Annotated in this window: 13 protein-coding genes; 5 read left to right on the top strand and 8 right to left on the bottom strand. The window is 65.4% G+C overall.

What is annotated here, in order from left to right; all coding sequences use genetic code 11:
• Positions 1-43 precede the first annotated feature (43 nt).
• From WFI54_RS11730 to WFI54_RS11715, 4 genes are all read left to right on the top strand, one after another.
• Positions 44-691, top strand: a complete 648-nt coding sequence (locus tag WFI54_RS11730) for a DUF6349 family protein (RefSeq protein ID WP_336652977.1) — start codon at positions 44-46, stop codon at positions 689-691.
• A 105-nt stretch (positions 692-796) separates the two neighbouring features.
• Positions 797-1,276 carry a hypothetical protein gene (locus tag WFI54_RS11725; RefSeq protein WP_336652976.1) on the top strand — a complete coding sequence of 160 codons (480 nt, stop codon included), beginning with the start codon at positions 797-799 and terminating at the stop codon, positions 1,274-1,276.
• Positions 1,273-1,812, top strand: a complete 540-nt coding sequence (locus WFI54_RS11720; protein ID WP_336652975.1) for a hypothetical protein — start codon at positions 1,273-1,275, stop codon at positions 1,810-1,812. Before WFI54_RS11725 ends, WFI54_RS11720 begins: the two co-directional genes overlap by 4 nt.
• A gap of 57 nt (positions 1,813-1,869) precedes the next feature.
• Positions 1,870-3,129, top strand: coding sequence for a hypothetical protein (locus WFI54_RS11715; protein ID WP_336652974.1), 1,260 nt, complete (start codon positions 1,870-1,872; stop codon positions 3,127-3,129).
• A gap of 75 nt (positions 3,130-3,204) precedes the next feature.
• Here the strand turns inward: WFI54_RS11715 and WFI54_RS11710 are convergent, their stop codons facing one another.
• Positions 3,205-6,933 carry an LPXTG cell wall anchor domain-containing protein gene (locus tag WFI54_RS11710; RefSeq protein WP_336652973.1) on the bottom strand — a complete coding sequence of 1,243 codons (3,729 nt, stop codon included), beginning with the start codon at positions 6,931-6,933 and terminating at the stop codon, positions 3,205-3,207.
• A gap of 557 nt (positions 6,934-7,490) precedes the next feature.
• Between WFI54_RS11710 and WFI54_RS11705 the strand changes: the two genes are divergently transcribed.
• Positions 7,491-8,288, top strand: a complete 798-nt coding sequence (locus WFI54_RS11705) for a DUF6037 family protein (RefSeq protein ID WP_336652972.1) — start codon at positions 7,491-7,493, stop codon at positions 8,286-8,288.
• Here the strand turns inward: WFI54_RS11705 and WFI54_RS11700 are convergent.
• From WFI54_RS11700 to WFI54_RS11670, 7 genes are all read right to left on the bottom strand, one after another.
• Positions 8,275-9,021: a DUF2637 domain-containing protein gene (locus tag WFI54_RS11700; RefSeq protein ID WP_336653098.1), complete on the bottom strand. Its 747-nt coding sequence runs from the start codon at positions 9,019-9,021 to the stop codon at positions 8,275-8,277. The two genes, WFI54_RS11705 and WFI54_RS11700, sit on opposite strands and share 14 nt — an antisense overlap.
• A gap of 218 nt (positions 9,022-9,239) precedes the next feature.
• Positions 9,240-9,371: a hypothetical protein gene (locus WFI54_RS11695; protein WP_336652971.1), complete on the bottom strand. Its 132-nt coding sequence runs from the start codon at positions 9,369-9,371 to the stop codon at positions 9,240-9,242.
• Positions 9,368-10,018, bottom strand: coding sequence for a hypothetical protein (locus tag WFI54_RS11690; RefSeq protein WP_336652970.1), 651 nt, complete (start codon positions 10,016-10,018; stop codon positions 9,368-9,370). Before WFI54_RS11690 ends, WFI54_RS11695 begins: the two co-directional genes overlap by 4 nt.
• 133 nt (positions 10,019-10,151) lie before the next feature.
• Positions 10,152-11,198: a ParB/RepB/Spo0J family partition protein gene (locus tag WFI54_RS11685; RefSeq protein ID WP_336652969.1), complete on the bottom strand. Its 1,047-nt coding sequence runs from the start codon at positions 11,196-11,198 to the stop codon at positions 10,152-10,154.
• Positions 11,199-11,535: 337 nt separating this feature from the next.
• Positions 11,536-12,612, bottom strand: a complete 1,077-nt coding sequence (locus tag WFI54_RS11680; RefSeq protein ID WP_336652968.1) for a hypothetical protein — start codon at positions 12,610-12,612, stop codon at positions 11,536-11,538.
• Positions 12,609-12,917, bottom strand: a complete 309-nt coding sequence (locus WFI54_RS11675; RefSeq protein ID WP_336652967.1) for a hypothetical protein — start codon at positions 12,915-12,917, stop codon at positions 12,609-12,611. The genes WFI54_RS11680 and WFI54_RS11675 overlap by 4 nt, the downstream gene beginning before the upstream one ends.
• A complete protein-coding gene (locus tag WFI54_RS11670) occupies positions 12,914-13,171 on the bottom strand; it encodes a hypothetical protein (RefSeq protein ID WP_336652966.1) in 258 nt (85 codons plus the stop codon). Before WFI54_RS11670 ends, WFI54_RS11675 begins: the two co-directional genes overlap by 4 nt.
• Positions 13,172-13,203: the final 32 nt, after the last annotated feature.

The raw sequence follows: 13,203 nt of genomic DNA, 5'->3' as shown, positions 1-13,203 counted from the left end.
TACCGCTACTGGATCGCCCCGCACTCAAGAAAGGAGCCGGCAAGTGACCACCACCCAGCTCGCCTTCGATATCGACGCGATGATGCACGCAGACATGGTCGCCGCGCTCCCCGCCTGGGACGGGGCACCCCTCGGCTACCACGAGGAGTACCGCACCCCGGCCGAACTCGACGCCGCCTGGGCGCGCTGGGAGATGGAGCACGGCCGCTTCGGCATCACCCCCTACAGCCACATGTGGCACCGGTACGGGCACGGCTTCACCGCCGACCCCGAGATCGGCGGCCACCAGCACGCGATCTTCTCCGCCGACACCCGCTGCGGGGGCCGCTTCGGCGACAACGATCACGTGCACGCACCAGGCGAACTGCCGGACGAACTGATGTACCAGATCATCTGCGAGCCGTTCCGCTGGCACACCATCAACGACCGGGAGAACGCGGCCGTGGAAGCCTGGCACGACCACGTGCTGCCCGGCTGGCGCGACCTGCCCGTCGTCCCGATGAAGCTCGCTGAGCACGGACACGAACGGAAGAAGCTCGCGAAGCTGCAGACCTGGGTCGAAGAGCACTACCCGCCCGCCTGGCAGCACCCCGGCTACCCGATCATCACCGAACGCCGAGGTTTCGGCTCCCGTCACGTCCCCGGACGGTCGCCCTTCGGCGGATACGACTTCGCCGCCCCCACAACCTAGACCCCTCGTGCGGGGCCGAACGGCCCCGCACCCACCCCTCTGGAGCGAAACCGGAGGAACCAGGACAGCGCGCCGGGACTCATCGTAAGGCGGAAGGAGCACACCATGACCACACCCACAGGAGCGCCGAGATCTGAACAGATCGAACGCGCCCGCAACGTCATTGACCGAATGTTCGGGTGGAAACACCTGCGGAAGTACGGCCATATGAGTGAAAGCTGGATGGATCAGCTCCGCGACGGGATCGCACAAGCGATCCTTGCGGGAGAGCCCACTACCGCCCTGGAACGCCGAGAGGAGTTCGTGCAGCTCATCGGCGCTCTCACCACCGAGCAGCTCGACGGAGCCGTCGAAGCAGCACAGGCCGTGCGCGAGCAGCACCTCGTTCGCGACATCGAGGGTTTCGGCGACGGCAAAGACATCTGGGAGTACGGAGAGATCTGCGGCACGTGCGGGTGGCTGCTCGTCCCCGCATTCAAGCACCAGACGGTAGATGTCGCCGGACACGAACAATCCGTGGAGCGAGCAGCCCTGCAAGCCGCGCTCACCATGGTGTTCGTCCCCACGGGGAGCGCCGAACTATGAAGCTCGCGATCGCGGATCCGCCCTACCTCGGCCGCGCGAACCGCTGGTACGGCACCGGGCGCGGCCACCAGGGAGGGCACGGCCGCGCCGACGAGCACCCCGACGCCGCCAATTGGGACCAGCTCGACACCCACCTTGAGCTGCTGCGCCGTCTCGATGCGGAATACGACGGGTGGGCGTACGCGGCCGCACCCGACTACGAGCGCGACCTCACACCTGCACTCCCGCGAGACGTGCAGCGGATGATCTGGCACCGCGGGAACGCGATCCCGTCCGGGGCGCGGCTCCGGTCGACGTACGAGATCGTGCTCGTGAAGATCCCGCCCGGCCGCCGCGGGCACGGCACCGGCCTCGCCGTCGACGACGTTCTGCACGCCGGCATCAGCGTGCAGCGCGGCTTCGCGGGCGCGAAACCCGACGCATGGACCCGGTGGGTGCTCGCCGCCCTCGGCTACCAGGCCGGCGTCGACGACGTCGATGACCTCTTCCACGGTTCCGGCGCCGTGACGGCCACCGCCCACGCCCTCATCTTCTGACCCACAGCAATGTCCGACCCCATCACTAAGATTTCAGCTACTACTGAAAGGTAAGTCATGACCGACACCATCACCCCTGCCGCTCCGGCAACCCCGGACCCGACCCCGCCTGCTGCGCGGTCGCCGCGGCGACCGAAGAAGGCGCTCCTCATCGGCGGCGCGGTTGCCGCGGCCCTCGTCATCGGGGGCGCGGTCGCGACGCCGAGCGTGGTGCACGCGACCCGTGTGTCCGCCTACGAGGCAGCCATCACCGAGACCGGGACGCTGCAGGCCGCGAGCCACCAGCTCATCGTGGAGGCCGACGCGACCGAACGGCTCGCTGCGATGCAGCTGTCGCAGGCCCACGCCTTGCAGGGACAGCTCGCCGGGTTCGCGAAGACCCCACCGCCGGCGCTTGCGGCCGAGCACGCGACGCAGCTCGGGAAGGCCGCCACCTCCCTCGCGGACGCGCTGCCGGAGGCGACGACCGAACAGCAGGACACCGCGGCCGCCATCAGCGCGGCGCAGAAGGATGCGCAGGGAGCCGGGTTCCCACCCTCCTGGATCGGCGCTTCCCCGGACGAGCTGCTGAAGGCCGTGCCGAGCACGCTCGAGGAGCCCACCACCCAGAAGCCCATCCCGGCCGCGGAGGTGACCGGCGACGACGTCGCCGAGGCTGAGCAGCAGCTCGGCGAGGCACGGGTCGCGCACGAGGCGGCCCAAGTTCGGCTCGACGCGGCTGCCGCCGTGGTCGACGACGTCGAGGGCGCGGTCGCCAAGGTGTTGCCGGCGCTCTCGGCCGCGGCCGAGAGCCTGCCGGACGCGGCGAAGGCGGTCGTCGCTGCCGCGCCGAAGGCCGGCGACGCCGCGAACGGCGCGGTGACCGCGGCCGCGCAGGCCGCCGCCGACTTCGCGACGGCCGACAGCTACGCGCGGGACGAGTCGGGTGCGGTGGTGCCCGCAGCAGACGACAAGGCGGATCCCGTCGAGATCTCTGAGCCGTTGCAGGCGGTGCTCACGCATCGCAAGGTGAAGGCCTACCTCGACGCCGCGGCCGCCGCCGGCAAGGCGCACGTCGAGACCGTGCAGCGCGAGGAAGCCGAAGCTGCCGCTGCTGCGGCCGCGCAGGCACAGGCCGAAGCAGAAGCCGCGGCTGCCGCCCAGTGGGCACAGCAGCAGTGGAGCGCCCCGGCCCCGCAGTACGGCGGCGGTGGCGGGTACAGTGCGCCGGCGCCGGCGCCCGCTCCCGGTAGTGGCGGGGGTGGCGGTGGCTACGCGCCCCCGCCCCCGCCTGGCTCCATCGGGGGTTGCCCTCCGGGAATCGACTGCTACGTCTAGCACCTCGCCTCACACCAAAAGGCCGCCCCGAACCATTACGGTTCGGGGCGGCTTCTTCTGTGCCGGCTGAGCGCGCTACGAGGTCACGGGCACCTCCTCGGAGACCGCGGCCCGCGTCTTGCTGCGGCGCGCGAGCACGACGGCGAGGACACCGCCGCCGAGCAGTAGCACGGCGCCGCCTGCGAGGCCGAGTGCGCCGGCGCCGCCGGTCTTCGCGAGCGGCGGCGCCGGCTCGGCGGGGATCACCGGCTCCAGGGTGAAGGTGTGCACGACGTTGGAAGGGCGGTCCTTGCCGTTGTAACGCTCGACGAACGTGTTCTCGATGCGCTCGCCGGCCTTGATCCGCTCCATCTGTACGTACAACGACCACGCTTGCGCCAGGTCGCCCCTGGAGTTCACCAGCTCGAGGTAAGCGGGCGTCGCTGTCGCGGTCATCGTGTAGGTCTCCTCATCGAAGACGACGTCGAAGTACACGGTGTCGCCCTTCTTCTCGGAGTCCGCATCCTGGAGAGGGTCGCCCTTCCGTGCGACGCGCTTCTCGCCGTCGTAGAGGTCAGTCTGAGCGTAGATCGCCCACTGCCCCGTGTGAGCGTCGAACTCCCGGTTGAACTTGTCCGTGACCGCCCACTCTTTCGCACCGTAGGCGCGGTTCGCGGGGATCGTGGACGAGTTCAGACGGTAGTTGAACAGGGAGTGCAGTGGGATCTCCTGCCCGTTGATCGAGTCGGCACCGCCGGCGTCGACCACGACATCCTTCTCGGGGTTGATCTTCGCAAGCGGGTTCGACACGATCCGCGTCTGATGGTGCGTGTTCTGGATGTTCTGCACCGCCTGATTCTTGATCACATCGCCCTCCACTTCCTTGGTCACGACGGCGGTAATGATGATCCAGTAGTCGTCGCCCAAAAGGTCCTGGTTGATGATGGGCGAGGAGTGCGGCTTGATCGGTTCACGGTCGTACGCGAACAGATCCTCCGGCTGAGGATCACCCGGAATCAGCTCACCGTACGCGTTGGTGTGGTCAACGGTTTTGGCAAACACCGCCACCTTGCCGCTTGCGACCTGCTGGTTGAACTCGGTGGGCACCTCTACACCCGTGCGCTGGCTGGCGTAGGTGACGGATTCCACATCGAGGTATCGCTCGTCGTAGTCGTCGACGATGCCCAACTTATGGACGTTGTAGGCGAGTTCGGAGCGGGCCGGCCCGCCGTCGAGGGTGAGCCGGTAGATGACCTTGTCGCCTTTCATCAGCACCTTGCCGTCGATGTCGTCACCGTCGGTGGACAACACCACCTTGTCGGGCTCGATCGAGGGAATCGTGACCTCGGGGATCTCCGTCGCCATGCTCACACCGTTGATGATCTGGAACGCCTGGTTGCGTACCGCTGAGCCGGGCGGGGCGGTGTCGAGCACGGTGCCCGTGAACCGCATCGTGAGCCAGCCCGGACGATTCACCCACTCGGAGTTCGCACCCTCCACGTTCACGTTGGCATCGAGCCACGCCTGCGTGAACGTGACGGTGAAGCTGTGCTCCTTGTCCTGGAACGCGAGCTTGTACGCGGAACGCGGCACGGGGCGCGGGCTCAGCGGATCCCGGGAGTCCCAGAACTGCACCGACTCACGATCGGGGCGCAACTGCGGGTCGTGCTTGTCCTTTACGACGAGCGACTTCACGCCGCGCGCCGTGTTTCCTGGGATGCGGAGGTCAACTCCGATTGAGTACTCGACCTTCTGGCCTGGGAACACGACGAGGCCGTCGATGTTGTCGTGGGTCTTGTCGCCGGACTCCTCGGCGGAGCCGATGACCTGCTTCGACGGGTCCGGGGTCCAGGTGAAGACCGGCGGAGTGTTCGTGGGCACCCTCTCGTTGTTCCATTCCTCCCAGCCTTCGTTGTAGAGCGCGACGGTGGCGCCGTCGGTGTCGTAGTCGGTGCGGAAGTTGCCGGAGATGACCAGCTTCACCTTCCGGTCATGCTCCAGCCCCGCGGTAGTCGCGGGGAACGGAGCGCGGGCGGTCGCGGTTGTCACCGTGCCGACGACCTCGAAGTCGAACTGAGCGCTCCGGTCCACCCACTGCAAGAGCGGGTTGTCCTGCACGAACACCTTCGCCTTCGACACGTCGGAGAAGTCGACGTACTGCGCTGCCTTGGTCCAGACATCGCCGAGGCGATAGTACGAGTACGGATCGACCACATGTGCGGGGATGCGCCCGTTCACCACGGCCGTCACGGCGTCTCCCGGAAGGAAGACCTTGCCGTCGGCAGCAACTTTGTCGGTGTGATCGGGGTCGGCGGCGATGAGCGCGCCGTCCTCGTCGAGCACCCACACTTTGTCGGGCTTCGGGGAGACCTTGCGGGTGACCTCACTGTTGCCGTTGATGCAGCCGATCTGCGAGGCGGTGTAGCAGGCGCGCGAGTCATCCGGCACCGAGTAGTCAGCCCCGGTGGGCTGCATGAACGTGGGCATGTACATCGTGAAGTACGCGCCCGGGCTGACGTTGCGGATCGTGGCCGTCACGGTGGAGCGGGCGCTCGCCCCGGACCCGGTGCGCGACACCGCGAACTCGGCCGGCACCCGCTGACCGCCGTCATTGAGCACGTAGCCCGCGGCGAGGTTGTCGGCGTCGACGCCACCGAACCACACGCTGCGGGAGTGCACGATGTCCGAGATCGTCATCGACGACTCGTAGCCGTTCGTGAACGCGCGCACGCGGGCGATGTAGGACTGGCCGGCCACGAGCACTTCGTCGGCCGCGAGCTCGCGCGACCCATCACTCGTGAGCAGCGCCTTCGCCGGGAGGACCGGGGGTGCAGTCCACGACTCACGGGGATCCCGGTCCGGGGTATCCACTGGGGCCGCCATCATGCCCTGCTGGCCCACCTGCACATCGAACCAGTACCCGCCCTGCGGCCATGCCTGCCAACCGAAATCAGCAGGCGTGAAATCCGGTGTGCGCGTGGTGCCGACGTTCGGAACGGGGACATCCTTCGCGACCGAGCGCGGCCCGGTCTCCACACCGTCCCAGTTCAGGACGACGCGGGCGGTCACGTTCTCACGGATCGTCGACGCGCCCGCGGAAGTGTGCACGAGATCATGCACCGGCTGGGCGGTGCCAGCGATCGCCCCACCACCCTGCTGATCCGTCGTCACCGACAATGCGTAGGTCTGCGGGGGCTCGTTCTGGTTCAGCGCGAGGCACACTGCCGCCGGCGTCGAGCCCCCCTCGGACAGGCCCTCGGACCACCGCTGCGCCATGTACGGGGCCGCCTGCGTGTAGATGCCCGGGTAGCCCGCGCCGACGACGGCCTGATCCCATCGCTGCTGGTAGAACGCCGACGAGGCAGAGCTGTAGCTGGCCCAAGCGCTCGTCGCCGACCCCGCCCACATGATCCCGACCACACGCGAACGGCCCTGGTTGCCGCCACGCGCTTCAGCCTTCGCCAACGCACTCGAACACGCTGCTCGAATCGAGTCTTGCGCACCGTACCCGTCGGTCGGAGTCCCGCCCGAATTCGGGCCGGCGTAGTTGTTAATGAACCACTCCGTCGAGGCGCCCATAACCCCCTGGTAGCCAGTGGAGCTACCCTCAACGAACGCGTCGAAGGTCATGTGGTAGAGCTGCCAGGCGCCGCTGCTGCCGTGACCGGAGCCCGGCACCCCGCCACCGCCCGAGTTCGCAGAAGCCGCATCAGCAACCCCCGCGACCATCAGCCCCGCAAGCGCAAGCGCCGCGAGCTTCCTCCCAACGCGCGACCGGGCATACCCGGCTCGACGCTTCGTTTTTCGTGTCGTATCCAAGATCATTGGATCCCTTCATCATCCAGTTGCCTAGGCAAGCGAGCAGCCCCTGGATAGAAGAACGAGCTGCGCGCCCACTATCCGAAGACAGCAGGCGCGCAGCTCGACACGATCCCCTCGCTATACGTCCGGGCGATCCAGACGTAGACATTCCCGTAGCGCGCGGAGAACGGAAACGGGGGATGGTTCAAGCCGGTCTTCCGCCATGATTACCCCCATCACTTCCTCCTTCGCGAGACAGCGCAGTACCGAGGTATCCCATTCGCCGGAGTCAAACCAGGACGATTCACCCCGAGTCCGATCGATGTAAATCGAGCACCATCGGTCATTGATCCAGCCGAAGCTCTGCTCGACGAGAGCGGAAACGGCAACCGTGTCGAAATCTGTTGACCCGGGCGCTGAGAACCAACCTGGCGAACCCTTCCGTCCCGGCGTGCTGATCGAATGCGGGTGATCTTCGTGGAGAAGCAACTCCGAAATTTGGTAGTACCCGGATTCCGATACCCACCCGGGCAACACAATGCCCAGGACATCCGTATCGGAGCCGGGTGCCACCCAAACCCATGAGTTCCCCAGCACGCCGACGCAGTAGAGCGGGAGCGTCCAAGCGCACCCTTCATGCGGGCAAGCCAGATGGATTTCTCCCCAGAACCCAGCGTCGATTCCGGGAGCGAGGTCAAGCATTGGGATTTCGTTCCCGCGGGACCAGTTCATATGCTTCTCCTGTGACTGATTGTTGGGGGTTGACCAGGCTCGTCGGAGAGATGGAGCAGTCTTCGACGCACCGAGCATTGTTCGAGCACAACCACGGCCGTGCCGTATTCCGCGTCGTGCTGCTGTGCGATCGCCCGAGAAAGAAGTTGCTTTTCGGGTTGAAGGGCGGACAGTTCGCGTTTTCTCTTGAACTGCGGTGGGATGGCCGGCGGGGCTGTTATTGGATCGCCGACAAGCTGGACGCGGGCACATACCGTGGACTGTGTGAGGCGCTGCAACTGACTTACGATCCGAGCCGGCCCTTCAAACCTGCTGCGTTCTTCGCTGAGTTCGACACGAGTGTGCCTCGCACTCTTGCCGGTATCCGCCTGCCCGAGCCTCACGAGTATCCTCGCGTTCCAGAGCATGAGGGGCTTGAGCAGGCGGATCGCCGATATTTCAAACGATGGCTGCCGCATGATGGGGTGAGATCGAAGCCAAGGCCAGAGAATCTTGAAAAGACGCGCGAGTTCTTCGGTGACGAGTTCTACCGGGACTGTCGAGATCACCTCATCTCTTCGTGCTGGACGGACAATCCGCGCCAGCGAAGACCGGTGGGCGCACCACTCGAAGAACTCCGTTCGAGCCCGGCGGCTACGAGCCAGTAGACAACTTGTCACGAGTTTCATCGGAGGCAAACGCCCCGTCTTCCTCCATCGCAGCGAGGAACCGCTGCCCCGTCTTCGGGGTCTTCCCGCCAAGCCACTCACCGACAAGCTTCCCCGTAGGCCGAGTTCCTTCCTTGCCTAGAAACTCCAGCACCTGGCGGCGAACTTCGCTCTTATCTGCCGATGCAGGCTGGGAGACGAGCTTCAAGGGAGATCGAACCTCTGCACCGCGAGGTTCCGCCGCCAATGCAGCTACCCGCGGCGTAGCGAGGTCGACCGCACTGGCGCTCTGCTCGGGCGCGCGCGCATTTTGCAATGCGTCTGCGTCTACAGGACGCGGGACCGCGCGCGCATCGGACTTTTCACGAAGCGAAACCAGCTTCGCCCGTTCCTTCTCATCCGGCACGAGATCCATCACCTCATGAGTCGCCCACAACAGGGTCGCAGGCGGCACCGCACCCAGCACCGCAGCCGCCCAGATAGGGACGATCGGATCGGCCTCGACCGTGGAATGCACGGCGTTCGCCACCACCGACACCACAGCGAGCACCGCGAACCCGAGGTATGTGCGACGCACCGGCAACCCCCGCAAGCGTTTATTCGCAGCACCCACCGCACCCACGAGCATGCCGCCGTCGACGATAAATGGATACGCGAACGGGAACGGGAGCCCGGCCAGTGCTGCCACGTCCGTCAGCGTCGGGAACGAAACCGCCATCGACCCGACAGCCACGATCAGCAAGAACGGGCTCATCCCGCCCACGAACCCCCACGTCCGACTCGGCTTCTTAGCCATCACAGAACCTCCCAATCGAGATGAATCACTTTGCCGGTAGCCAATCGCCTAGTCATTTCTAAGGATGAAGAAGATTAGTGCGATGAGAGCGCACATGCCGAAGCTTGCGAGGAGGCAATAGACAATCCGGCCGGCGCCCTCGAGGTAGAGCTCATTCACTTCGCCACCTCCACGTTCTCAGGAAGCAGCGCCGCGCACAGCGGCACCAGCGCCCCCAGGAGCACCACGCCCGCAACCGCGATGGTGAGCATCCACATCAGGATGGGCTCGGTCTCGTACTCATTCATCGGGAAGTCCAATCGATCAGCATCTTCGAGCCGCCCTCGCCGGCCCGGAATGCGTTCTTGAAATGCATCAGCGCCCGCGCGTGCGTGCCCGAGTCGGAGACGCGGAAGTCGCGGTTCAGGAGGAACTGGCCCATCAGACTCGTCGCCGCCGTATTCTGGCGCGAGCCGCGGGCGATCTTCATCACCGCGATCACTTGGTCGATCGTCAGCGATGGGCAATGCCTGTGCGCGGCCACCCGATCATCGGTCTCGTACGACAGCCGCTGGGGCGGGTTCACCGCGGCCCACGTCAGCAACTCGAACACCGCGTCGTGATGAACGGCCGGGATCACCTCGGACACCACGCCGAACGTCAGCCTGACCACGTCATGGATCGGCGTGTGCGGGTTCTCGTGGGCGACTTCCTCGAACGAGCTCACGGCCATATCGCCCACTGCCTCGAGCGAGGCCCCGCGCACGCCCCACTGCTGGCGCATCCAGTCCATCGCGCACCCCCGCAGATACGCCCACGGGTTCTCCGCCGCCGCGGCCTTCCGCACCGCCCCCTTATCGTCGAGACGACGCGACGCGAGCAGCTGCTCGATGATGAGGTTCACCCCCTCGTCCCGATCCAGGGCATACCCGAACTTCTTGCGCGCGACGCCCACGAGATTCGGTGCGAGGAACTCATACATCTGCTCGATGAACGCCAGCCCCTCGGGCTCTCGCAGAAACTCTGCACCGTCCTCCGCAAGATCTGTGAGCGCGGTTCGCTGCCGCCAGATATCGAACCTCGGAACACTAGTCACGAGTCGTCCCTTCCTTGCTCAGGCCGAGAGCCCGCATCGACTGCTGCGAGAGCAGGTTCGTCACCTCGCTGCCGATGGTGCGGAGGTTCACCGTGGGGTTCCCGTCCACCTCGCACTCGACTACCACGATCTGCGTGAGCGCGTGCACGAGTGCTACGCGGGCTGCTCGCAGCATGTCCCGGCCCATCTGACCTTGACGGGCGGCGAACATGAGAACGTCGCGGAGATCTCCCTCCAGGCGCTCCTGGAGCAAGGTGGTGTCACGCACGACCTCATCCAGCCGCTTCTCAGCGGCACGGCGCTTGCGCTCCACGGGATCCTCCTGCTCGTGCAGCACCGCCTCGTGGATCTTCTGCACCTGCTTGAACACCGGCTCCACCTTTGCCTTCGAGTCGTGCAGCTTCTCCCAGCCACGCTGAGCCGCCTCCCGAACCGGAGCCGGCGCCTCTTCACTCGCCGCCAAATCCCTGATCCTCCGCACTTTGTCCAACCACTCCGGCTTGTGCCCCGTCTTCTCGATTGCAGCCGAACGAATCGAAACAGCCGTCGCTGATTCATGCTTATTCCCGGCGGGAATAAGCATGGAATCTTCGACTTTGCCCGTCGCAACCGCCGTCATGTGACCACCAAGTGACTGCTTCTCTCGAGCCTTCAGCTCGTAGAGCGGCAGCTCGAATGTTTCCCATGCTGCGTGGATCTCCGCGGGGGAAAGATCCCGGCGGGCGCGGTTGGTGACGAACTCGAGTACGTTCTCGTGTTCCTCGTCGAGCCCCGTGTAGACCTCTGCCCGGATCGTTGTCCGACCGTCGCGCTTTGCGGCCTCGAGGCGGTGAGCGCCGTCGATGAGCACGAGCTTGCCGCCCGGACGCTCAGACACCGCGATCGGGACGATCTGCTTCCCGGTCTGAGCGATGGAGGCTTGCAGCAGCTCGACATGATCGTCTGCGACCGCGCGCTGCCGCTCGCGAACGATGATTGCCTGCACGTCGAGTTCAGCAGGGCGAATCGTCACGTTGTCGGGGAGGATGGCGTGTTTCATGATGCAACCTTCAAGATCTCGGAAACTACAATCGGGGTCTGGGCGGCATCCCAAACCAGAGAGGCAACCTCGGCGGTGTGGACCACACAGAGGTGGCGCCGTGTCGGGTTAGTGCGGCATGTGCAGGCCCAAGCCTGCTCAGCGTGATTGGGGCAGTAGGTTCGGAACTTGTTCGTGATCACGACCGCCCAGCCGGAGCTCACCATTGTCGATAACAGTTCAACGTGGTCATGCCAGCTCGTCTCATGCGCAACGGCCGGGATGAGCCGGACCGTAGCCGCACAGCTACGAAGCTCGCAGCGGATCGCGACGACTTCGCGACGCCACACCCGCCCCATCAGAAACCACCCCCAACAGTCAGCAGCTCGTCTTCGAGCTCGGCGTAGGCGGCATCCACGGCGCGACGCGGGATCCCGCAATCGACGCAGTGGCCGCGCTCGACCTCGGGCAGCCTGTCGGAACCCCACCAGTGCCCGCGGCGCACGCAGGGCACCGCCGGCTCCCACTCGGTTCCGTCGGGGCGCTGCCCCAGCGGTTCGAACGCCCTGGGCTGCTCGGCACCGAGCGCCCACTGCTCAGGGCTCCGAACGATGACCGCCGCCGCATACGCGGCCGGGTTCGCCACCCGCTCGCCACGCAACGCCGCACGGATCACCGTCGCCTCGACAGCCCGCACGATGTCGATCTGCGTGAGATCCACGCGTCCGTTCACCTCTCGAGCGAGCTGTGCAGCCGTCAAGCGAAGATCCGGGTGTAGTGCGGACAGCGCCGCGTCGATCTCGGCTTCGCGCGCGCTTACGGCCTGGTGGGTTGGTTGGTCCGAAGAAGTATTAGAACCAACCAAACCAACCTGGTTTTGGTCTTCTCTTCCTATAAAGGACTGCGGATTTTCCGCCGTGTGCGGAATATCCGCATACGGGGATTCAGCCAGTGCGGATTTTCCGCCGTCCTGCTGACCTGGGGTTTTGCTCACCAGTGCGGATTTTCCGCACTGGTCTTCAGGCTGCGCTGCGATGTACTCTTCGTACGGCTCATCGAGCACGATCACGGCGTCCGCTTCGCGAATCGAGAAGCCGGGTTCGGGATCCTGGAGGAACAGCCGGAACCGGCGCTGACCGCCCCGCTGGCGGCCATCAGCGTCGACGAAACCGCGGGGGTAGCGGTCACGGATCTCGACCAGGAATCCTGCCTCCAGCAATCGACGCTTCCCGCTCTGCCAGGCGTCTTTCCCAAGGCCGAGCTCTCGGCGAGAGTCGGTCTGCGTTGGCATCCGGGAAGGGTCATGCGAAAGCAGGTACAGGAGGATGCTGACCGGGGTGCCGGCCAGTCGGGAGTCGCGCACCCACCAGTTGCGGTGCTGTCCAAACTCGCGCTCGAACGCGAGACGCGGGCGGACGATTTGCAGATCGCTCATGGCAGCGACCTAACGACAGACATCACAACAGCCCCGACAACGAGAACAGGACCGAGAACAATACTTGCTTTGAAGCACCGCAGGTACGCCAAGTGCTTCTCTACCAACTCCTCAAGCTCGGCGAGTGAAGTGGCATACCTGAATCGTTCTCGGGTGTACGTGGCCATGAACGCGCAATACATCCCGAACACGAAGTGCACAACACCAGCAGTGGCGACTACAAAGAGAAGGATGTTGGACAAGGTGACGACGTTCGGCGAGCCGAAATCGGGCAGGTCAGGAGCCTCGGCGCTGAAGAAGGTCATGAATGCGAACCTCTCGCCCTCATGCCTGCGTGGGCGAAGAGGTCGCCGTCGCCCGTGACTCCGGCGCCGTCGGGTTCGTAGCGTGCGTGAATGGTCAGCAGCTTGGTCGAAGTCGACGTGAATTGGTCTACGGTCGCGTGGCCAGGCCCATCGGTCACTAGGGCAGACGTGGGAGAATTGACGACCTCGGGCACTGTGGAGGTGCTGGCAAGCTGTTCCACTGCGCGCGAGACCGTGTCAATATTGTGAGACACGAACTGATGTTCCTTTCGGGGATGTCACTGAG

Origin of the sequence: Leucobacter sp. MMO-125 (genome assembly GCF_037148395.1) — a bacterium.
Taxonomy (GTDB): domain Bacteria; phylum Actinomycetota; class Actinomycetes; order Actinomycetales; family Microbacteriaceae; genus Leucobacter.
Note: the sequence above shows the minus strand (reverse complement) of the source record. Positions and strands in the feature narration are given on the sequence as shown.